Raw genomic sequence first — 20,608 nt, 5'->3', positions numbered from 1 at the left:
ACAGGTATCGAATTCACTATTGCGGCAAGGATAGCGGGTGCGGTGATCTCCGTCTACCAGGTGAGATCACCCTTGGGACGGTGATGGCTAGCTGAGTCCACCGGCTCACTGCGGTGCGCTCCCGAAAAGGCTCACCGCTCACCTATTGTCGTCATTCGCTTTGCCCAGAGTCCGCGCGGGTAAACGCTTCGCGAAGTTTTTCTGCAGTGGCGTCCGACTGCGACAAGGCTCCTGAAAACGCTCACCTAAGAAATTTTTTTGACGCAGAACAAGCTGTGGCGCACGAGAGACAAACAAAGAACCGTGCGCTTTCCCGCAGTGCGGTCGTCTAACGCGCGTTTTTTTCCGGTTAGAACAGCACCCGTTGACCTTCGAGCGGGAGTGAATCCCGCAAAATCTCACCTTTGCGTGCAAGAGACCGTACAAAGCAGCCATCAAAGCCGCCGCGCCTACACGAGCTAGAGCCGACTACGTCCCGAAAAGCCTCACCTTACCGTCGGAGCCCATCCACAGCGGCTCCCGAAAACACTCACGTCAGGTATCCCACAAATGCTCACCTGCCGATTTTCCGCGCGCCAAAGACGGTGGAAAGAAGGCTGATTAGAGGATAGCGGGTCCGCAAATGGCGGGCGCTCCCGAAAAGGCTCACCGTAGCGAGTGCGCAGGTATCCGGCAAGGCGCTACGCGCTGCCAAGACATCAAACTTCCTTTACAGAACAGGGCTAAATCGTTGACGCACCTAGGTTCTCTGTGCTCGACGCGCCCGTCGCGGTCCCCTTTACGCGTGTCCCGAATAATCTCACCCACCGCCAAACTGCCGTTCGAAAGGCGATCAACTCCCGAAAACCTTCACCTTTGGCTACCGCGACTGTCGTGTGCGCTCCCGAAAAGCCTCACCGAAGGCTGCGCGAAAGGGCATTCAGGCACTGTACGTCAGCAGTTGCTCCTGAATAACCTCACCTCAGAAAGCGAATTCGGCCCGAAAACGCTCACCGAACGGAAAAATCGACACAAAAAAGCTGCGCAAGCCGGCCTTCGCTGCTCTCCTGCATCGTCTCACCGATGCGAAGACGCACAATGCTCCGGTTTTCGGCACGACAAGGCGCTCAACGGCGAGCTCTCCCGTACTCGCTCACCGATCCCCGAATGCCTTTCCCCGAAGCCGCTCACTATGTCTCCTGGTTCTTCTCACTGATCATCCCGAAGCCCACCACCTATGCCACCCGTAGAGCCTCACCACCTATCCCGCAAACGCTCACCCAGTTGGCCGGAAAGCCTTGCGCCATAAGGGTTGGACGAGGCGTTAACTGTTTCAACAAGGGTTCAAGGGTGTTTACTTCTAATACTCTCAAAGCTGCGCATTTCATGCCAATAAGTCCGGACCACTTCCTACCAGGCACATAGGCGGTGTTATCCATAGCTAGCTGTGAAACACGCGGTCGTTCTCCGTAATCGTCGCAATCGCTGCAGAAACATGGGGTTAGAAGAACATTCTCATCATGTTTCACATGGATGGTCTACAATCCCAGTCGTCGCTCGATCAAATACACGCGATTGCGTCACAGGAGCCGTCTCACGGCCAAGTTAGATCGTCGTTGTATCGCCTGAAACGTAAATCGTGCCGGGCAAAACATATTACGTTGAGGATCAATGGACTCGCACCTTCGCGACACGGTTCGCCAAGAGCTGGAGAGAATGCGTGCAGCCGGCGCGCGCCGACACGAACTCTCCCTGCATGCCTGCCGACGACTATTTTTCGACCTTGGAATTCGCCCGTCAGTCACGACAGTGCGGGATCTGACGCAGGTCGGTAGTGCCACTGACATCCCGCGAGACATCGACGCGTTCTGGGAAACAGTCCGCTCGAGCGTTCGGGTGCGCGTCGAGGCAGGCGGAATCCCGCAGGCACTCCAGGAACGCGCGGGCGAGTTGCTCGCGGAGCTTTTCGTCGAAGCCAGGCAACAGGCGGGCATTGCGCTCGATGGCCAGCGCTCCCGAATAAACGAAGATCTCCGCCGGGCAGAAGCGAGCGCGCGCGACGCAGATATTCGCTGCCAGGCGATTGAACAGGCGCGTCGGGACGCCGAGACGCGAGCGGAAGCCGCCGCGGCGCGGATAGCGTCGCTCGAATCAGAAGTGAGCCGACTGCGGCAGCGCGAGGCCGATCTTCAAGAAGAGCTCCGCAACACAATTGCGCGCTCTCAAGCCGATAGTTCGGCGCTTGCCGAACGTCTCGGGACAGAACAGTCTCAAACGGCGCGTCTGCGTGACCGTCTAGACGAGCTTCAGGACGAATTGCGGAGCAACACAGAGCGTTACGCCCAGCAAATCAACGACGCAGTCAAGGATGCAGAGCGACGCGTGAAGCCGATGCTCGTCGAGCTCGACAGCCTAAGAGGCGTCGCCGCGACCTATCAGGCAAGCATCCGCGAAGCCGGCCGCAAGGAATTCGAATTTATTCAACAGCTTAGCGTCGCGCGAAGCCGCGCGGATCGGCTCGAGTCGCAAGTGCGCGCGCAGTCCGACGAGATCGACGCGCTTACGCGCGAGCGCGATGCACACCGGGTGCGGGCGCGGATGAGCACGGAAGTCGGCGAGTTGATTGCGTCACTTGCAGTGGACGGGCGCCTCACCGATGAACAAATCGCCGCTCTCGGAACGCAAGCCGATCCGTACGTAGCCGTGCCGCCAACCTGCCCCGGCTGCGAGGACGGAGAGCCTGAACTGCAACTGCACGAAGACGAATACGAGTTGTGTTGCCCGAAATGCGAGCGAAGCTCTGGTCCCGCGTCGTCGAAATTGTCGGCGTTATATGGCTTTCGACACGGTTCTCATGTGCCGCGCCTGACGCTCTGATTGCTTTTGAGCGCCATAGGTGAGCGTTTTCGGGAGTGCGGTCAGACGCCGGTGAGACCTGCTTCTTCGCTCCCGCCGGCCTGAGCCTGCGCGAGATCGCGCTCCCGTATTTGCTCACCCATCCAGTCCTGCCACGCCCGATGGAGCCGATGCACGGAGATCATCTGCTGGAAGCCCAGGCACTGGCCAACGCGCTCCGGGTCGACGCCTTCGTCGAATAGCTCCGCCGCGTAGGTGTTGCGAAGCGTCTGCGGACTGGCTCGCGCCACGCGAGACGCTGCGATGCCCGACGCGGCCACGACCGCATCGATGGCGCGTAGCATTGTCGCCTTGTGCATTGGGCGCCCCGACGGCGCCGCGGGAAAGAGCAGTTCACCCGCCAACCCGGCTGCTCGACGCTCGTTGATCCAATCGTCCAGCAACTCGACGGCGAACGGCGCGAGCCGGGCCTGGCGGATCAAGAGCGGATTCGATGCATCGACCGTTATGTAGGGCGCGCCCGGCGCGTAGCAATCGACGGTCAACTGCGCCGCCTCGCCCGTTTTCACCCCCGCACCCAAGAACGCGGCGACCAGTGCGCGGTCGCGTCGTTCGCGCCAGCGCTGTCCGGCCGGCAGCGCGCCCAAGGGCGAAAACAGATGCGCGGTCAGCAAGGTCCGCTCGTCGTGTGTCAGGAAGCCGGTCGGCTCGTTGTCGCGCGCTTTGCGCCACGCTGCATCGCCATCTTGCGCGATGAACCGTGCGGGATTGGTCCCCGCAGCTTCGATTTCCCGCACGTGGTCGAGCACGCGCTCGATCAAACGCAAGTAGCGGATGCGCTGCGGACGTCGAATGTCGAGCTGAGAGACGAACTGTTCGATGACGGGCCGTTGCACGGTGTGGAGCGTCGCCCGTTTCGCCTGTAGCCATTCGAGGAAGTTGCCCCACTGCGCGCGATAAACATCGGCTGAAGACGCGCGGAATTCCTGTTGTGCAAGCCATGCGTCGAACGCGGCGTGCGGATCGGCTTGCCAGTCCGCGCGCTGTTGGTCGAAGAGATCGGTGGGTGTCGGCATTGTGTTCGTAGGGCGATCTGACGCTGTTCGCTTTGCAGAGAGAGTCGGGCTTTGCGCGGCGGGCGTCAAGCGTCCACTCTACCGAAGCCTGCGCGAACTGGCTGCGCCCATGTGCTAATCGCTAATCGGGGAAGTCAGGCGTGAGCGCGGTGTCGGACCGCCGATCCGTTGGCTGCTGAATCAATGACCCGCGATGGCCAGTTGCGGCCGGCCCTGCCGAGCAGCGCACTCATAGGCGTCGACGGCGAAGCCGAATACCGCAGGCAAAGCGTCGGGCGAGGCGATGTCCACGACGTCGTCGGTCTCGGGATAAGCGAAGTTTTGGGGGCGCGCGAACAATTCGCGCAGCGCGGCTTCGTGACGGCCCGCGAAACCGAGGTCTGCAACGGCCTCCGCTTCGATGGCATGCAAGAGGCGCCACGTCAGCGGCACCCCCTTGTCGATGTAGCGAGCCGCTATTTGCCGCGTGATGCTTTCAAGGTCGCGCACGGCCCGCTCAAACTGCTTTTTGCTCAGATGCTCGCCGTTTGAGTCCATGTTGTCACCCCTCGCACCGGTCTTTGTACTGTATAAATATACAGTATCTTCGCGCCTGAAAATAGCGTCGCGCCGTTCGGTCGCTGTGTATGTGCGATTCCGCCTACGCGTTGTTCAGACATCCGCGGCTGCACAAAGGCGTTGGGTCGGCGCATCCTTCCGGTACGTCCGGAGCGGTTCTTCACAAGCTACATGCCGTTTCTTGCGACGAATATCGCGGTATTTTTCACGCTGAGCCCAAGGAGAACATGATGAACAAGGACCAGGTAAAAGGCGTCGGGGAGCAAGTGAAGGGGAAGATCAACGAAGTGGTCGGCAAGGCCACCGACGATCCTGCGCAGGAAGCTAAGGGTGACATGCAACAGGTCGCCGGCAAGATTCAAAAGGGAGCGGGCGACGTGCGCGAAGATTTGAAGGACAGCGTGCGGAAGAATCCGTAATCAGAGGCCGGCACGGCTCGTTCCAAGCGGGGCGTCCAGTTGGGCGCCCCGCTTTGTATGAGCACTCATGCCCCGCCGAACTTGATGCGCATAAAGTTCGCGAGGCCGTCCGCTGGGTCAACCATGAATCACCACAAGCAGCGCCTTCGCTTCCGAACGCCCCGCGTTGCGAATGGCGTGACTGTCATCGGCCGGATACCGTGCGGTCTCGCCCGTTTTCAGACGACGCGTCGACCCCGCCACTTCTACCTCAATCATTCCATTGAGCACGGTTAAATGCTCGCGCGTGCCTGGCTCGTGAGCGTTAGATCGTAGCGCCGCGCCGGCCTGCAACGTGAGTTCATACCACTCGAATTTCCCGGCCAGTTCTATTGGCCCCCAGACGCGAAGTTGATATCCGCCGTTGTCGCCGCTCAAGGTCGGTATGTCGTGCGGACTCGCGACGCGGATCGCCTCGGCGGGACGTTGTTGCGCGAATAGCTGGTCGAGGCTGATACCAAGGGCGTTCGTGAGCCGCCATGCCACCGCGATAGTCGGGTTGGCTCGGTCCCGCTCGATCTCGGACAGCATCGACTTCGATACGCCAGCCGCTCGGGACAAATCGTCGAGCGTCAACTTTCTTTCGTTGCGCAGTCGTTGAATCTGCTCGCCGACGCGCGGCGGCACAGACCCGGCCGCCGCCGTTTCCGCGACTGTCGGGTCTGAACGCGAACTTGCCATGACGCTTCTGTTCCCTTAGAGTGTTCTCTATATTGGAAATTCGTTCGAAATATCGAACATGTCCAATCCGATGATTCGACTATAACAGGGCTAACAGGCCGCGTGCGCACGCGGATGCAACCGGAAGACGCCATGAGAGACCGATACCTGTCCCACCTTCGCGACGTCATCGACGATATTCGCGCGGCCGGGTTCTATAAGAGCGAGCGTGTCATTGCGAGTCCGCAGTCGCCGGAAATACGCCTCGCGGACGGGCGCGACGTGCTCAACTTCTGCGCGAACAATTACTTGGGCCTCGCCGATGATCCCCGTCTAATCGAAGCCGCCAAAGCCGGACTCGACGCCGACGGCTTCGGCATGGCGTCGGTGCGCTTCATCTGCGGCACGCAGACCGTGCACCGGTCGCTGGAAGGCGCCGTCGCGCAGTTCCTTCAAACTGACGATGCCATTCTCTATTCGAGTTGCTTCGATGCCAACGGTGGCCTGTTCGAAACGCTCCTGAGCGAAGAGGACGCCATCATCAGCGATGAACTGAATCACGCCAGCATCATCGACGGTGTGCGGCTCTCGAAAGCGCGACGTCTGCGCTACAAGAACAACGATCTTGGGGATCTCGAAGCGCGTTTGAAGGAAGCGGACGCCGCCGGCGCGCGCTTTAAGCTGATCGCCACTGACGGCGTGTTCTCGATGGACGGCATCATCGCGAATCTCGCAGGTATCTGCGATCTTGCAGACCGTTACGACGCCCTCGTGATGGTGGATGATTCGCACGCGGTCGGCTTCATCGGCGAGAAAGGACGAGGCACACCCGAACACTGCGGCGTGCTGGACCGGGTGGACATCATCACTGGCACGCTCGGGAAGGCGCTCGGGGGCGCTTCTGGCGGCTACGTCGCCGCTCACAAAGAGATCGTCGAATTACTGCGCCAGCGCAGCCGCCCGTATCTCTTCTCCAACACGCTCGCGCCCAGCATCGCGGCTGCGTCGCTCAAAGTGCTTGAGTTGCTCGACAGCGATGAAGGCGCCGCGCTGCGCTCGCGCGTGCGCGAGAACGGCGCCCGATTCCGCGAGGCGATGTCTTCTCTCGGTTTCGACCTCGTACCGGGCGAGCATCCGATCATTCCGGTCATGCTCGGCGATGCGCAACTCGCGTCTCGAATGGCCGATGCTCTTCTGGACGACGGTGTGTACGTGATCGGCTTCTCGTATCCGGTCGTTCCAAGGGGTCGCGCACGCATTCGCACGCAGATGAGCGCGGCGCATACGCCGGAGCAGATCGATCGCACGGTGGCGGCTTTCGCTCGTGTCGGAAGGTCGCTCGGCGTAATCCGGTAAGCGTCTAAGCGGCGATCATCAGCTGCCCGGACTTTATGCGCATAAAGCAACCACAAACCCAGGACCCACCCCACATGAAAGCTCTCGCCAAGTTGGAACGCGCACCCGGCCTCACGCTGACCCGCGTGAAGCGTCCAGAGGTCGGTCATAACGACGTCCTTATCCGCATTCGCAAGACTGCGATCTGCGGTACGGACATCCATATCTGGAAGTGGGACGACTGGGCGCAAAAGACGGTGCCGGTGCCGATGCACGTGGGTCACGAGTACGTCGGCGAGATCGTCGAGATGGGACAGGAAGTGCGCGGCTTCGCAATCGGCGATCGTGTGTCGGGCGAAGGTCACATCACATGTGGCTTCTGCCGCAACTGCCGCGCGGGACGACGCCATCTGTGCCGTAATACCGTCGGCGTGGGCGTGAACCGCGAGGGCGCGTTTGCCGAGTATCTCGTGATCCCGGCGTTCAACGCGTTCAAAATTCCCCCCGGCATTTCCGACGACCTCGCCGCCATCTTCGACCCGTTCGGCAACGCCACGCATACCGCGCTGTCGTTCAATCTTGTGGGCGAGGACGTGCTCATTACCGGCGCAGGCCCGATCGGGGTGATGGCGGCTGCTATCGCCCGGCACGTCGGCGCGCGGAACGTCGTGATTACCGATGTCAACGCCTATCGGCTCGAACTCGCGCACAGGATGGGCGCGACGCGTACCGTCAACGTCGCGCATGAGGATTTGCGCGACGTCATGCGCGAGCTCGGCATGACCGAGGGATTCGACATCGGTCTGGAAATGTCCGGCGTGCCGAGCGCCTTCACGGGCATGCTGGAAGCGATGAATCATGGCGGCAAGATCGCGCTGCTCGGCATTCCGCCCGCTCAGACTGCCATCGACTGGAATCAGGTCATCTTCAAGGGGCTCGAGATCAAAGGCATCTATGGCCGCGAGATGTTCGAGACCTGGTACAAGATGGTGGCGATGCTGCAAAGCGGACTCGATCTCTCGCCGATCCTCACGCATACCTTCGCCGTCGACGATTACGAGCAAGCGTTCGCGACGATGCTCTCCGGCAACAGCGGCAAAGTCGTGCTCGACTGGACTGCGGCCTGACCACGCAGCTATTCCTTCAGCTTTCCGAACTCGGCTTGAATGGCGACGTGCACATCGTCGCCGACGGCCGGAAACCATGTCGTCAAGCCGAACGCCGCACGGCTGAAATGCCCGTCGGCGGAAAAGCCGAGCGTTTCCTGCTTCGTCAGCGGGTTCACCGCGTGGCCGTTGAACGTGACATTCAGCTTGACCGGCCGTGTCACGCCGCGAATAGTCAGGTCGCCGGTGAGTGTGCCGGTGTCATCGCCCGACCGCTCGAATGCCGTGCTCTGAAAAGTGATGTTCGGATACCGCGCGGCGTCGAACATGTCGGGTCCTTTCAGCATCCGGTCGAGCAGCGGCACGTTGGTGTCGACGCTCGACGCGTCGATGCTCGCCTGAACACGGCTCGCCGCGATTCCGCCGGGGTTCCAGTCGAGACGCGCCGATACCTTGTCGAAGCGGATCACGAATCGCGAGTAATGAAAGTGATCGACGTCGAAGCTCACGTTCCAATGATGCGCGTCGAGTTCATACCGTCCGACTGGCACGCTCGCTTCGTTCCCCGAAACGTGGTGCGTCGCGACATTGAAGGCCGTGCATCCGCATAACAGCGCGACCGAGCAGACCCATGCCAGATAATGCCTCGCAGCCTTCATCACGGACTGACTCCAGAAAGAAGCTCGTTCTCGACAACGAATGAACAATCGAGCAGACGACAACTAGAAATACAACGGCCGTCACGTTGATTTCGTCCGCGCACACGAAAATAACGCGATTCAGGTAGAGTTCGCGTCGATTCTCATCTTAAAAAGGCGCCATGGCCACGTGCGATGGCGGATAAAACATGCGCTTCTGGCGGCACCGCTTTTACCCGCTTCGCTCTCGATGGCTTGCCGTCATGCTGCTGATCGTCTCAGCCGCGTTGTCCTGGGCTCCGCCCGCGCAGGCCGCATGGTGCGAGGACGGTCTATGGATCGACGCCATGATCGGCTCGCACCACTTTCATCCCGACAAGCACTTCGAGCAGTTCAATCCGGGGATCGGCGCCGAATGCTGGCTCGCGCCGCAATGGGCCGTGACCGGCGGCTATTTCCGCAACTCGCTGTCGAAACCGTCGTTTTATGGCGGCGGCGTCTGGGCGCCCGAATTCCTTCATTGGGGCTTCGTACGACTCGCCGCGATGGGCGGGCTGATCTCGGGCTACGACTACGGCCGCTGGGGCATCGGGCACGATCACATGGTCGGCCCCGTGGCCGCGCCGCTGGTGATGGTGGCTTACAAGCGCGTCGGCGCGAACTTCATCCTGATCCCGCCGATTCCGTCGAGCGATTTGCCGTTCACAATCGGGTTTCAGCTTCGCGTCAAGTTCTGATGCAGCGCCGTCGGAAACAGGTAAGCAGGCTGGTCCCGAAAAACCTCACCTGAGCCACGCGCAGAAGCCCGCCGACGGGCGGTTCTTCCACCTGGTTCCCGAAAACCCTCACCTTAACGCCGGCCCGAGCGCCCACCGGACAAAAAAAGAGCCCGGCCATGAGCCGGGCTCGAACCGGACCGGGCGAGTTCCGAGTCACGCCCGACCGCGTGGACTTCTCGACGAAAGCGCGCCGCGACGACAGCAGCAGCCGCGGCAACGACGGCTTTCGGCGGGATGCAGTTCGAGATGCAACTGGACGAGCCAGCCATGAGCATCGTCTTGATGGAGTCTGGCCGCGCTCGGTCTGTCCGCGGCGTCGAATGCGAGCCTCGGGATGCGTCGTCCGATGATCATCACGCCCGCCACGCACCAGGCACCGCATGCGCGCGCACGGTTTGCGGCGCGCCTGGCGGTATAGTGCGGGCTGGTTGCTTATGCGATGCTTAAGTTCGGCGTGCCGGGCGTTAAGTGGCGCTTAAGCAAGACGCAAGGAGAATGGCCGCGACGTCAAAGCTTGGGGAAGGGCATGCGCCTGCTTTTGGTAGAGGACGACGAGATGATCGCCGAGACGGTGCTGGCTGCGTTGCGCCGCTCCAGCTACACCGTGGACTGGGCGCAGGATGGCCGCGCGGCCGAGTTGTCGCTCGGCAATGACGTGTACGACCTCGTGTTGCTGGATCTCACCTTGCCGAAGCGCGACGGCCTCGATCTGCTCGGCGTCTACCGCAAGAACGGCGGCCATGCGCCGGTCATGATTCTCACGGCGCGCGACGCGGTGGATGACCGCATCCGCGGCCTCGACGCCGGCGCGGACGACTATCTGCTCAAGCCCTTCGATCTGGATGAACTCGCCGCCCGCGTGCGCGCGCTGCTGCGCCGCCGCACGGGCCATACGCAACTCGTGTACACGCACGGCGACTTGTCGCTCGATCCGGCCGCGCACGAAGCGTCGAAGGGCGGCGTCGCGCTGAATCTCGTGCCGCGCGAATTCGCGCTGCTTCAGGCGTTGATCGAGGAGCCGTCGCGCGTGTTCCGCCGCTCGGAGCTCGAAGAGAAACTCTATGGATGGGGCGAGGAAGTGGGCAGCAACGCGATCGAAGTCCACGTGCATAGCCTGCGCCGCAAGATCGGCGCTGAGCAGATCGTCACCGTGCGCGGCGTAGGCTATCGGCTGAAGAGGATCGGATGAACTCCATCCGGCGCTGGCTGCTCGGCTGGCTCATCTGCGGACTCGCCGCGGCGTGTCTGCTCGCGGGTTACGGCATCTTCCACATGGCGCAGCTGGAGGCGGGCGAACTCTTCGACTACGAGCTGCGAACCGTCGCGGTCTCGCTGCCGGGCAACATCACTGCGTCGGACGTCGCGGAGGGACGCAGCCACGAACTCGAAGGCATCGCCGACGACCGGCTCGTCATCGACATCTGGGACAAGACGGGACGGCTCATCTATCACTCGCCGCATGAACCCCCGCTGCCGCGTTTCGGCGACGGCTTCCGGTCCGCCGAGCGCGAAGGCTACCGCTGGCGCGCGTTCGGCATGACCTTGCCGGATCGCTACGTGCAAGTGGCGCAGCCGTACTTCGTGCGCGAGGACATGGCCATTTCGCTGGCGCTGCGCACCATCTGGCCGCTCGCGCTGTTGATACCGGTCATCGTGGTGATCGTGCTTGTAGTCGTGGCGCGCGGTCTGGCGCCGGTGCGCTGGCTCTCGCGATCGCTCGCCGCGCGGTCGCCGGAATCCGTCGCGCCCGTGTCGCTTGCCGCGAGCACGCCCGTCGAACTGCGTCCGCTCGTCGATGCGCTGAACGGCCTGCTCACTCGTCTCAACGATGCGTCGGAGGCGCAGCGCACGTTCATCGCGGATGCCGCCCACGAACTGCGCACGCCGCTCACCGCGCTCAAATTGCAGATACAAGGCGCCATCAGCGACGGCTCGCTGAAAGTGGACGACGCGACGGTCGGCAAGATCGACGGGCGGCTGAACCGGCTGATTCACCTTGCGCAGCAATTGCTCAGCATGGCGCGCGAGGATGCGGCACGCGAGGCGGCCATCGCGCCGATGAGCCTGCGCACGCTATGCGAGACGCGCGTGTCGGACTTCTCGCTGATTGCGGAGGCGAAGTCGATCGACCTCGGCCTCGAACTGGAAGATGCACGCAGCGAGGACGACGCGTTCGCGATTCTCGGCGACACGCATGCGCTCGCCGTGCTGCTCAACAATCTGCTCGATAACGCAATCCGTCACACGCCGCCCGGAGGACGCGTCGATGTGACGCTGCGTCGCGAGTCGAACGGCATCGCGCTGACGGTCCTCGATACGGGCCCCGGCATTCCGCCCGGCGAGATCGAGCGCGCGTGCGACCGGTTCTATCGCGGCGCGGGGACGCACGGGCAGGGCAGCGGGCTCGGGCTTGCCATTGCGTCGCGCGTGGCGCAGCGGCATCAGGCGGCCTTGACCGTCGAGAACCGCGCGGGCGCGAGCGGGCTCGCGGTGTCCGTGCGCGGCTTGCGCGGCGTCGAAATGAAAGAGCAAACAACGGAGTGCGCTGCGGTGGCCGTGCGGTGAGGCTCTGAGCTTTCACGAGGCTCGACCACGCTGAACCGCTGGTTTCGTATTGCTTTGCTGCTTATCGGCTTCGCATCGGCGCAAACTTCGCATGCCGACGATGCCGCCAGCGCGTCCGCCGCCTCCGAGCCCAGGACGCTGAAAGAACGGCTCGGCGACAAAGCCAGCGACGAGCAACGCGTCGACAATTGCAAGGTGCCGCCCGAGCGTCGCGGCACGAAAGCGCGGCCGGATGCCTGCGCGCGGTGATCACCCCGCGCGATCAGCGCGACTTCGATGAACGCCGCGCACCGCAATCACACGCCTTCATCCGCCCCGGTCAACGCAATCACCATGTCGAGAAACGCCCGCGTCTTGGCCGGCGGATGATGCCGCGACGGATGAAACGCATAGAGCGGAAAGCGCTCGTCGGGCCAGTCCGGAAACAGGTCGATCAGCGCGCCCTCCGCCATCAGATGCGCGTGACCGAGTTCGAGAATTTGCGCGATGCCGTACCCGGACAGGCACGCGCTCAGCATCGTGCCGGGATCGTTCAGCGTCAGATGCCCGCGCGTTTCGACCGTGAGCCGCTTCTTTTTCCGATGAAACTCCCACGGAAACGGCCGTCCCGTTTCGGGATCGCGGAATTCGATGCACGTGTGCGCGCCGCTCGCGAGCGCCTGCGGCGTCGCCGGCCGCCCGCAGCGCGCGATATACGACGGCGCGGCCACCGTTCGCACCGGCGTATCGAGCAACTTGCGCGCGACGAGACTCGAATTGCGCGGCTCGCCGAAGCGCACGGCGAGGTCGAAACCATCGGCGATCATGTCGCCCAGCCGGTCGCGCGTGAGCAACTCGAGTTCGAGTTCGGGATGCGCTTCCATGAACGCTTCGAGCTTCGGTCCGAGCACGAGCCGCGAGAAGATCGGGTCGACGTTCACGCGCAGCCGGCCGCGCACCGCCGTCGCGCTGCCCGATGCAGTGGACGCCGCTTCCTCGAGGCCGATCAGATGCGGCATGACCTGTTCGAAGAAGCGGCGGCCGTCGTCGGTGAGCGAGACCGTGCGCGTCGTGCGGTCGAACAGGCGTATCTTCAGGCGCGCTTCCAGACGCGCGATGGCGCGGCTCACGCCCGGCTGCGACATGCCGAGCTTCTCGCCGGCTGCGGCAAACGTGCCCGCATCGACGATCGCCGCGAAGACGCTGATGCCGTTCAGGATGCGCTCGTTGAACCCCGCCATTCATGCCTCCGCGTCATGCAAGAAGTGGCTCGCATGTTATCGCGAAGCAACAAAAAGGGCCCCGAAGGGCCCTTTGAAACGCAGGCGTGTCTCGGTCAGGCGTGAGCCTTGGCCACTTTCTCGACGGCCATCGAATCGGCGCGCATGCGTTCGTATTCCTGCTCGCTCATCGGCACGGCGTCCTTCTTGCCGAGGTCGTCCAGACGCACGCGATACGTCTCGCGCGCCGACCACGCCGCAATCGCCGCGATGATCGTCACGCCGAACGCGAGCGCGCCGACCGTGAGCGGGATGTTGGCCGATCCCGGCGGCGCGACCGCCGCGAACAGCGCGGGCAGCAGCGCGGTAATCGTCGTGCCGATGTTCTGCGCAATCGCCATCGCCGACACCCGCGAACGCGTCGGGAACAGTTCGGGGAAGAAGCTCGGGAAGATCGCGTTGTAGCCCTGATACACGATGCCCCACATCAACAGCGACATGACGATGGCGAGCGGCACGTTGCGGATGCTGATGGCATACAGATACGCGAACGACAAGAGACCCGCGAGCAGCGAACCGACGATCATCGGCATGCGGCGGCCGATCTTGTCGGACAGGTTGCCGACATACGGAATCACCAGCACCGCGAGAATGTTGCCGACCACCGGAATCCACAGATACACGCTCTTCTGGAAGCCGATGCCGTACGAAGCCTGCACCGCATAGGCCGCGCCGAAGATGGTCGCGACGACCGGGATCACGTTCATGAGCGCCATGCAGACGACGCGGATCATGTCGGGCGTGCTGTTCGCGAACGCTTCCTTGATCGGCGACTTCGGCAGTTCGCCGTGCGCGCCTTCCGCCGAGAACGCGGGCGTTTCGTGCACTTCGCGCCGAATGATGTAGCCCGCGACGAGCACCAGCGCCGACAACAGGAACGGCACGCGCCAGCCCCACGAGTTGAACATGGACTCGGGCATGAACGCGGCGAGCGGCAGAAATACGGCAGCCGCGAGAATCTGGCCGGCCTGCACGCCCTGAAGCGTGAAGCTCGCGTAGTAGCCGCGTCGGCCGAACGGTGCGTGCTCCAGAATCATCGAGCTTGCGCCGGAAATCTCGCCGGCCACCGCGAAGCCTTGAATCAGCCGCAGCACGACGAGCAGCGTGGGCGCCAGCATGCCGACACTGTGATACGTCGGCAAGAGACCGACCGCCATCGTCGAGAAGCCCATCAGGAACATGCAGATGAGCAGCACGTTCTTGCGGCCGTGCGTGTCGCCCAGATGACCGAGCACGAACGCGCCGATCGGCCGCGCCACATAACCCACGCCGTACGTCGCGAGCGATGCGACGATCGCCACTTTCGGATTGCCCGACGGGAAGAACAACTGCGGAAAGATGAGCGCCGCCGCCTGCGCGTAGATGAAGAAATCGTAGTACTCGAGCGCCGAGCCGATCCAGCCGCTCGCCGTCGCTTTTTTCGCCTGGCGGCCGCCGTGCGCCTCTTCCTTAGGGCTAGCCATAGAAGTGTCTCCGAATGTTGGTTTAACGAGTGGTTACGCTACCGCCTGTGCCTTTCTTCTTACCTGCGTTTTCTGCCGATTCGCGCCGCCGCTTGGTCGGGCGGCGAGGCAATCGAGCCAGGCTCGCGAACATGTCCCTTACGAGTGAAACGAGCATAAGAGCGCAACCCCGAGCGGGCAACGATTTGTGATAAATTGTGCGCGATTATCGCACGCACGCGTTCGATAATCGGCCGCTTTGGGGGTTAGCACTAGCAGAGGCGCGTACCGCATATGACGAAACCGGCACTGGACAAGCGAGACTGGATCGCCGGGCTCGAGAAGGGTTTGGCGATCCTCGAAGCGTTCGACGACCAACACGCGCGCATGACGCCGACGCAAGCGGCCGTGCGCACCGGCATCACGCGCACGGCGGCGCGGCGGTATCTGCTCACGCTTGCGCACCTCGGTTATGTGCAGACCGACGGCAAGCTCTTCAATCTGACGCCGCGCGTGCTGCGCGTGGGCTGGTCGTATTTCGACTCGGCGCGGCTGCCGCGCATCGTTCAGCCGTATTTGCAGCACCTGAGCGCGTTGATCCATGAGAACGTGTACGTCAGCGTGCTGGACGAATGGGATCTCGTCATCATCGCGCGCAACGGCGCCTCGCGCGTGATGACCACCGGCTTCGTGCTGGGCGCGCGCGTGCCGGCTGCGTTGATGTCGGCCGGACTCGTGATGCTCGCCTACAAGACGGACGAGGACGCGGTGCGCGCATGGCTCGACGCAACGGAGTTCAGGCCGTTCACGCCGCTCACGATCACCGATAAGGATGCGCTCTACGACAAGATTCGGCAGGCGCGCGCGGACGGCTACGTGGTCTTCGAACAGCAGTTGCAGGTCGGCGTGCGTGGCGTCGCGGTGCCGATCAAGAACCGGCACGGACAAGTGGTCGCGGCGCTGTCCGTGAACATGCCGATCGGGAAAGAGACGAGCGAGGCCGCGCTCGCCCGCGTATTGCCGCCGTTGCAGGAAACGGCGCTCGCGATGCTCAATGTGATCTAGCGGCGCGCCGTTTTATCGCGTACACCAGAAGGCCCGTTGCACGCGCAAGACTTCTTCCTCGACTTCGGCGATCGGGCCGATCAGCTCTACCTGCTTCTGACAATGGTCGAAGACATAGCGCGACGAGACGCTCATCGTCGGATTCTCCGCGTGATTGCCGGTGGCTTCGAGCAGGCGCGCTTCTGTCAGCCCGTAGACCACGCGTCCGATGTTGGCCCAGTAGGCCGTTCCCGCGCACATGCAGCATGGCTCGACCGATGTGTACAGCGTGCAGCTCCACAGATACTCCGGCGTGAAGTTGAGCGCCGCGACGCGCGCCAATACCGATTCCGCGTGGTTGACGGTATCGACATTGCCTTGCTCCATCAACACGCTTTCCTGATCCGGACCGACGAGAATCGCGCCGAACGGATGATGCCCGAGCAAGGTCGCGCGCTCGGCGACGGCGCTCGCGTGCCGCAGATGCCGGACGATTTGCTCGCGCGTCGGCGTGAGGCCCTGCGGCGGTAGATTGTCGGGATGCGAGGCGGGGGCGGTCAGGCTCATGATGGCGGGTTCGGCAAAGGTGAGGAGTTACGGGATCGGGTTGTGGTGAGGACTTTCGGGAGCGCTGGCGCTTGGTCTGCGCGCGTCGTCGCCGGGCTTGTGAGCAACGGTAAAGCGTCCTCGATTCCGACGCAACCGCCACGATGGAACGAATAACGTCACGCCGGCTGCGATAGTCATGCAGTTCTGCGGGCGCGCGCGAGTGACGTTTGCGAAGGCCAAGCAATGTATCGTTAGGTTTCCGAATGAAACCGGCTCGAAGTGCGAGCGCTTTCCGTCCGCACGTCCAGAACATCGTGCGCCGTTCGGTGCGGCCGTCCTAACGCGTTGCAGGAACGCACCCGACGGTGTACACGGTCGCTTGCCAACACCGTTCCTGCCGTTCACCGGATAGATCGCTGCGTTCAGCGCCGCAGCCGGCGACAGCGCGTTAAGCGTCGGCACTTGCGGCCAGAGATACACGGCGGCGCGCCGTCGCTCGGAGCCGTCGATACCCGCTTTCACGCGAACATGCATGAATAAGAGAACGGACCGGCGCAAGCAGCGGCCGGTCCGGTCGCGCGTTGCAGTGGCAGGCAGCAAGGCGCGACGCGCTCGTTATGCAGCGAGCGTGCCAATCCCCGCGCGGCGGCTTGCAGCAAGGCGAGCGCGAGCGCCGAGCATCGCACATGTCGCATCAGCGCCAACAGACTTAGGCCAAGCGTGTCGGCCATCGCCACTCAGTCGAGCGTCTCACTTGCCCGCGATCTTGACTGCCAGTTCGGCCACGTGCTTGCCCTGATAACGCGCGATGTCGAGTTCGTTCTGCGTCGGATGACGCTTGCCGTCCGCACCGACGATGGTGGTCGCGCCGTACGGCGTGCCGCCCGAGATCTCCGACATGCTGGTTAGCGCGGCGCACGCGTACGGCACGCCGGCGACGATCATGCCGTGATGCAAAAGCGTCGTGTGAAACGACGTGATCGTGGTTTCCTGCCCGCCGTGTTGCGAAGCCGTGGACGTGAACACGCTGCCGATCTTGCCGACCAGCGCGCCTTTCACCCACAGGCCGCCCGTCTGGTCGAGGAACGTGCGCATCTGCCCGGCCATGTTGCCGAAGCGCGTGGGCGTGCCGAAGATGATGGCGTCGTAGTTCGCGAGTTCGTCGATGGTGGCCACGGGCGCCTGCTGATCGAGCTTCACGCCGATGACGGCCGCCTGATCCGACGGAATGGTTTCCGGCACGCGCTTCACCGTGACATCGACGCCCGGCACGCCGCCCGCGCCTTCCGCGACGGCGCGCGCCATCGTTTCGACGTGACCGTACATCGAGTAATAGAGCACCAGAACTTTCGCCATGAGATGTCCTTCGTAATGTCGCCGGATGAACGGATTGTCGGGGCCGCGCACTCAACCTTAGCATCGGCGTCCCGAAGCTGCCGGATGCGCTCGCGATGCATTGCGCTCATGCCGATCCGCGTCTACGCTCAGACAAGAACCCCGCCACCGCCGACGATGCCGAACGATCATTCCACGATTCACACTCCTTCCGCCACGGCCGCCGCGTCGCGCGGGGCATTCGCTGCCTTCGACACGCTCGCCGATCTCGTGCGCGAGGCATTCGTGTCGCTCGGGCGCGAACTCGCCGCCATCCGGCCGACGCCCGCCCGCGCGTTCTTCGCGACGCAGGCGATGGCATCGGTCGCGCTCGCGGTCGCGCTTGCGTATGCCTTTCGGCTCGAACACATCTGGTGGGCGGCGATCAGCGGCTTCGCGGTCATGCAGTCGAAGTTCTCGGCCTGCGCACAGCGGGGCGTGCATCGCGTGCTCGGCACCATCGCGGGCGCGTCGCTCGGCGCGACGGCGGGACCGCTGATCGGCGATACGCCGTGGCTCTTCGTGCCGTTGCTGGCGTTGATCGCGGGCGTGTCGGTGTATCGCGCGCTTGCGTCGGATGCCGGCTATGCGTGGGTGCTCGGCGCGGTGACCTCGCTGATGGTCACGTTCGAAGCGCATCGGCTGGCGTCGGCTTCGGCGACGGCTTCGTTCGCGTTGTCGCGCGTGGCAGAGGTCGTCGTCGGGACGCTCGCGTGCGTCGCCGTATCCGCGCTCTTTCACGCGGCGGCGCAGCAGTATCGGAAGTCGCGGGGCGCGGCGCCGGTTTCGAGCGCGAGGGCGTCGTCAACGGCGGATCGCGTCGATGGATCGAGCCACGAGACGGCAGCCGTCTCCGTCATTCCCTCGGATGCGACCACGAGCCTGCAAGCACTCAGCGCGAAACAAGCGATGCAGTCCGCCCGCGTCATGCGCAAGCGCCTCGCGTGGCATGCGGCGTGGTCGGTGGCGATACTGGCGTCGGTGGCGTATGCGTGGAACTTGCCCGGCTTCGCGCAGGCGATGGTCACGGCCATCGCCGTGTTGATCCTTCCCGCATCGGCGCTCGGCAAGCCGACGCGGCGGCCGATCGGGTCGCGCATGGTGCAGCGCGTGCTCGGCTGCCTGATCGCGGGCGCGGCGAGTCTCGCGCTGTTGCCGCTGATCGGCGATAGCGAGCCCGCGTGCATGCTCACGCTATGCGCCGGCGTGTGGATCGGCTGTCATGTGCAGACGGGCGCGCAGGGCGCGAGCTATGTCGGGCGGCAGTTCACCATCGCGTTCATCATGGTGTTCGTGCAGGATCACCACTGGTCGTCTGATCCGATGCCCGCGGCGCTTCGGCTCGCGGGCATTCTGTGCGGAATCGGCGTGCTCGCGGCGGTGATGGCCGCGGCAAAGGCGCTCGCATCGCGACGCGCGGCGCGCCCCGCGATGCGCTGAATCAACCTTCTTCCGCCCACGCGAGATTTTCCCGCGCCATCAACGCGGAAGACGCCGCCGGGCCGAACGTGCCCGCCGTGTAGCCGCGCGGCCGGTCGCCGAGTTCCTTCCAGCCGTTGAGGATCGGCTCGACCCACGCCCACGCCGCTTCGAGTTCGTCGCGGCGCATGAAGTGCGTGAGCCGGCCGCGAATCACGTCAATCAGCAAGCGTTCGTACGCTTCCGCGCGGCGCTGCGTCATAGCCTGCTGAAGATCGAGATTGAGGTTCACGGGCAGCATCTGCATGCCGCTGCCGGGTTCCTTCGCGAGCATCTGCAACTGGATGGACTCTTCCGGCTGCAACGTGATGATGAGACGGTTGCCATAGTTGCGCGGCCCGCTCGGGATGATGGAAAACGGCAGGTCCGCGAAGTCGATGACGATTTCCGAGCGCCGCGTCTGCATGCGCTTGCCCGTGCGCAGGAAGAACGGCACGTTGGCCCAGCGCCAGTTGTTGATATGCGCGCGCAATGCGACGAACGTCTCCGCGCGGCTGTCCGGCGGCACGTTGTCTTCCTGCAGATAGCCCTTGACCGGCTCGCCGCCCACCGCGCCCGCCGCGTACTGGCCGCGCACGGTGTCGCGGGCGGTGTCGGAAACGGTCATCGGGCGCAGAGATTTCAGCACCTTGAGCTTCTCGTCGCGCACGGCGTCCGGATCGAGCGAAACGGGCGGCTCCATCGCGACGATGCACAGCAGTTGCAGCAAGTGGTTCTGCACCATGTCGCGCAGCGCGCCGGTGTGATCGTAGAAGCCCGCGCGGCTGCCGACGCCCACTGTTTCCGCCACCGTGATCTGCACGCTCTTGATGTACGGCGCCTGCCACAGCGGCCCGAAAATCGGATTGCCGAAGCGCAGCACCATCAGGTTCTGCACCGTTTCCTTGCCGAGATAATGGTCGATGCGGTAGATCTGGTCTTCCTTGAAGTGCCGGCCAACCGCGTCGTTGATGGCGCGCGCGGACGCGAGATCATGGCCGAGCGGCTTTTCGAGCACGACGCGCGCTTGATCGTCGACGATGCCGGCCGCCGAGAGGTTGTCGCAAATCGTCGTGAAGAGTTCGGGTGACGTCGAGAGATAGAACACGCGCTGCACGTTCGGCCGCGTGGCTTCGGCGAGGCGGCGGAAGTCGTCGGGATTCTCGACATCGACGCGCACGTAATCGAAGAGCGCGAGGAATTTGTCCCAGGACTGCGCATCGAAAGCCTTCTCGTCGATGAACGGACGCGACTGCTTCTCCATGAAGTTCTTCAAATAATCTTCGCGCGTCCAGTCCTTGCGGCCGATCGCGAGAATGCGCGTCTCGGCGGGCAGGTTGCAGTGCGTGTGCGCCATGTACAGCGCGGGCAGCAGCTTGCGCGCCGCCAGGTCTCCGCCGCCGCCGAAGATGATCATGTCGAGCGGGCGTTCATTGGTGGGAGAGGTCGGGTTCGTCATGGTGCGTGAGCCG

18 protein-coding genes are annotated in these 20,608 nt (G+C 63.5%); 9 read left to right on the top strand and 9 right to left on the bottom strand.

Features of this window, described 5'->3' with window-relative positions; genetic code table 11:
* Positions 1–1,650 precede the first annotated feature (1,650 nt).
* Positions 1,651–2,856, top strand: a complete 1,206-nt coding sequence (locus LDZ24_RS19595) for a DNA-binding protein (RefSeq protein WP_248322851.1) — start codon at positions 1,651–1,653, stop codon at positions 2,854–2,856.
* A 41-nt stretch (positions 2,857–2,897) separates the two neighbouring features.
* On the opposite strand, the gene LDZ24_RS19590 is transcribed toward LDZ24_RS19595, so the two are convergent.
* Positions 2,898–3,911: a tyrosine-type recombinase/integrase gene (locus LDZ24_RS19590; RefSeq protein WP_248322849.1), complete on the bottom strand. Its 1,014-nt coding sequence runs from the start codon at positions 3,909–3,911 to the stop codon at positions 2,898–2,900.
* Positions 3,912–4,091: 180 nt separating this feature from the next.
* On the bottom strand, positions 4,092–4,448 hold the full coding sequence (locus LDZ24_RS19585) for a DUF2471 family protein (RefSeq protein ID WP_248322847.1): 357 nt from the start codon (positions 4,446–4,448) through the stop codon (positions 4,092–4,094).
* A gap of 251 nt (positions 4,449–4,699) precedes the next feature.
* Between LDZ24_RS19585 and LDZ24_RS19580 the strand changes: the two genes are divergently transcribed.
* Positions 4,700–4,888: a CsbD family protein gene (locus LDZ24_RS19580; RefSeq protein WP_206469004.1), complete on the top strand. Its 189-nt coding sequence runs from the start codon at positions 4,700–4,702 to the stop codon at positions 4,886–4,888.
* A gap of 117 nt (positions 4,889–5,005) precedes the next feature.
* Here LDZ24_RS19580 and LDZ24_RS19575 read toward each other — a convergent pair whose 3' ends face one another.
* Positions 5,006–5,608, bottom strand: a complete 603-nt coding sequence (locus LDZ24_RS19575) for a helix-turn-helix domain-containing protein (RefSeq protein ID WP_248322846.1) — start codon at positions 5,606–5,608, stop codon at positions 5,006–5,008.
* Between the two features lie 132 nt (positions 5,609–5,740).
* On the opposite strand from LDZ24_RS19575, the gene LDZ24_RS19570 reads away from it, so the two are divergent.
* Complete coding sequence (locus tag LDZ24_RS19570; protein ID WP_248322845.1) at positions 5,741–6,943, top strand: glycine C-acetyltransferase; 1,203 nt, start codon at positions 5,741–5,743, stop codon at positions 6,941–6,943.
* Between the two features lie 74 nt (positions 6,944–7,017).
* Positions 7,018–8,049, top strand: a complete 1,032-nt coding sequence (tdh, locus tag LDZ24_RS19565; RefSeq protein WP_248322844.1) for an L-threonine 3-dehydrogenase — start codon at positions 7,018–7,020, stop codon at positions 8,047–8,049.
* An 8-nt stretch (positions 8,050–8,057) separates the two neighbouring features.
* Here tdh and LDZ24_RS19560 read toward each other — a convergent pair whose 3' ends face one another.
* Entirely contained in the window at positions 8,058–8,687 is a 630-nt protein-coding gene (locus LDZ24_RS19560; protein ID WP_248322843.1) for a YceI family protein, read from the bottom strand.
* A gap of 242 nt (positions 8,688–8,929) precedes the next feature.
* Here LDZ24_RS19560 and LDZ24_RS19555 point away from each other — a divergent pair, with 242 nt between their 5' ends.
* From LDZ24_RS19555 to LDZ24_RS19545, 3 genes are all read left to right on the top strand, one after another.
* Positions 8,930–9,403, top strand: coding sequence for a hypothetical protein (locus LDZ24_RS19555; protein ID WP_248322842.1), 474 nt, complete (start codon positions 8,930–8,932; stop codon positions 9,401–9,403).
* Positions 9,404–9,971: 568 nt separating this feature from the next.
* Positions 9,972–10,634 (top strand): response regulator, encoded by a 663-nt coding sequence (locus LDZ24_RS19550; protein WP_175940799.1) that lies wholly within the window; start codon positions 9,972–9,974, stop codon positions 10,632–10,634.
* A complete protein-coding gene (locus LDZ24_RS19545) occupies positions 10,631–12,010 on the top strand; it encodes an ATP-binding protein (protein WP_248322841.1) in 1,380 nt (459 codons plus the stop codon). Before LDZ24_RS19550 ends, LDZ24_RS19545 begins: the two co-directional genes overlap by 4 nt.
* A gap of 296 nt (positions 12,011–12,306) precedes the next feature.
* Here LDZ24_RS19545 and LDZ24_RS19540 read toward each other — a convergent pair whose 3' ends face one another.
* The gene (locus LDZ24_RS19540; RefSeq protein WP_248322840.1) at positions 12,307–13,230 is read right to left on the bottom strand and encodes a LysR family transcriptional regulator; all 924 of its coding nucleotides are present in this window, start codon (positions 13,228–13,230) and stop codon (positions 12,307–12,309) included.
* 95 nt (positions 13,231–13,325) lie between these two features.
* The gene (locus LDZ24_RS19535) at positions 13,326–14,732 is read right to left on the bottom strand and encodes an MFS transporter (protein ID WP_248322839.1); all 1,407 of its coding nucleotides are present in this window, start codon (positions 14,730–14,732) and stop codon (positions 13,326–13,328) included.
* Positions 14,733–15,005: 273 nt separating this feature from the next.
* On the opposite strand from LDZ24_RS19535, the gene LDZ24_RS19530 reads away from it, so the two are divergent.
* Positions 15,006–15,776: an IclR family transcriptional regulator C-terminal domain-containing protein gene (locus LDZ24_RS19530; RefSeq protein WP_248322838.1), complete on the top strand. Its 771-nt coding sequence runs from the start codon at positions 15,006–15,008 to the stop codon at positions 15,774–15,776.
* 12 nt (positions 15,777–15,788) lie between these two features.
* Here LDZ24_RS19530 and LDZ24_RS19525 read toward each other — a convergent pair whose 3' ends face one another.
* Positions 15,789–16,322, bottom strand: coding sequence for a nucleoside deaminase (locus tag LDZ24_RS19525; protein ID WP_248322837.1), 534 nt, complete (start codon positions 16,320–16,322; stop codon positions 15,789–15,791).
* A 732-nt stretch (positions 16,323–17,054) separates the two neighbouring features.
* Positions 17,055–17,660: an NAD(P)H:quinone oxidoreductase gene (gene wrbA, locus LDZ24_RS19520; RefSeq protein WP_248322836.1), complete on the bottom strand. Its 606-nt coding sequence runs from the start codon at positions 17,658–17,660 to the stop codon at positions 17,055–17,057.
* 156 nt (positions 17,661–17,816) lie between these two features.
* Here wrbA and LDZ24_RS19515 point away from each other — a divergent pair, with 156 nt between their 5' ends.
* On the top strand, positions 17,817–19,118 hold the full coding sequence (locus LDZ24_RS19515) for an FUSC family protein (RefSeq protein ID WP_248322835.1): 1,302 nt from the start codon (positions 17,817–17,819) through the stop codon (positions 19,116–19,118).
* Position 19,119: 1 nt separating this feature from the next.
* Here the strand turns inward: LDZ24_RS19515 and zwf are convergent, their stop codons facing one another.
* Positions 19,120–20,595: a glucose-6-phosphate dehydrogenase gene (zwf, locus tag LDZ24_RS19510; protein WP_248322834.1), complete on the bottom strand. Its 1,476-nt coding sequence runs from the start codon at positions 20,593–20,595 to the stop codon at positions 19,120–19,122.
* Positions 20,596–20,608 lie beyond the last annotated feature (13 nt).

The organism is Caballeronia sp. Sq4a, assembly GCF_023170545.1.
Lineage (GTDB): Bacteria > Pseudomonadota > Gammaproteobacteria > Burkholderiales > Burkholderiaceae > Caballeronia.
This window is presented reverse-complemented; position numbering and strand designations above follow the sequence as displayed.

Coding starts and splice junctions, on each gene's coding strand:
- LDZ24_RS19595 (WP_248322851.1), top strand. CDS start 1,651: ATGGACTCGCACCTTCGCGACACGGTTCGCCAAGAGCTGGAGAGAATG.
- LDZ24_RS19590 (WP_248322849.1), bottom strand. CDS start 3,911: ATGCCGACACCCACCGATCTCTTCGACCAACAGCGCGCGGACTGGCAA.
- LDZ24_RS19585 (WP_248322847.1), bottom strand. CDS start 4,448: ATGGACTCAAACGGCGAGCATCTGAGCAAAAAGCAGTTTGAGCGGGCC.
- LDZ24_RS19580 (WP_206469004.1), top strand. CDS start 4,700: ATGAACAAGGACCAGGTAAAAGGCGTCGGGGAGCAAGTGAAGGGGAAG.
- LDZ24_RS19575 (WP_248322846.1), bottom strand. CDS start 5,608: ATGGCAAGTTCGCGTTCAGACCCGACAGTCGCGGAAACGGCGGCGGCC.
- LDZ24_RS19570 (WP_248322845.1), top strand. CDS start 5,741: ATGAGAGACCGATACCTGTCCCACCTTCGCGACGTCATCGACGATATT.
- tdh (WP_248322844.1), top strand. CDS start 7,018: ATGAAAGCTCTCGCCAAGTTGGAACGCGCACCCGGCCTCACGCTGACC.
- LDZ24_RS19560 (WP_248322843.1), bottom strand. CDS start 8,687: ATGAAGGCTGCGAGGCATTATCTGGCATGGGTCTGCTCGGTCGCGCTG.
- LDZ24_RS19555 (WP_248322842.1), top strand. CDS start 8,930: ATGCTGCTGATCGTCTCAGCCGCGTTGTCCTGGGCTCCGCCCGCGCAG.
- LDZ24_RS19550 (WP_175940799.1), top strand. CDS start 9,972: ATGCGCCTGCTTTTGGTAGAGGACGACGAGATGATCGCCGAGACGGTG.
- LDZ24_RS19545 (WP_248322841.1), top strand. CDS start 10,631: ATGAACTCCATCCGGCGCTGGCTGCTCGGCTGGCTCATCTGCGGACTC.
- LDZ24_RS19540 (WP_248322840.1), bottom strand. CDS start 13,230: ATGGCGGGGTTCAACGAGCGCATCCTGAACGGCATCAGCGTCTTCGCG.
- LDZ24_RS19535 (WP_248322839.1), bottom strand. CDS start 14,732: ATGGCTAGCCCTAAGGAAGAGGCGCACGGCGGCCGCCAGGCGAAAAAA.
- LDZ24_RS19530 (WP_248322838.1), top strand. CDS start 15,006: ATGACGAAACCGGCACTGGACAAGCGAGACTGGATCGCCGGGCTCGAG.
- LDZ24_RS19525 (WP_248322837.1), bottom strand. CDS start 16,322: ATGAGCCTGACCGCCCCCGCCTCGCATCCCGACAATCTACCGCCGCAG.
- wrbA (WP_248322836.1), bottom strand. CDS start 17,660: ATGGCGAAAGTTCTGGTGCTCTATTACTCGATGTACGGTCACGTCGAA.
- LDZ24_RS19515 (WP_248322835.1), top strand. CDS start 17,817: ATGCCGAACGATCATTCCACGATTCACACTCCTTCCGCCACGGCCGCC.
- zwf (WP_248322834.1), bottom strand. CDS start 20,595: ATGACGAACCCGACCTCTCCCACCAATGAACGCCCGCTCGACATGATC.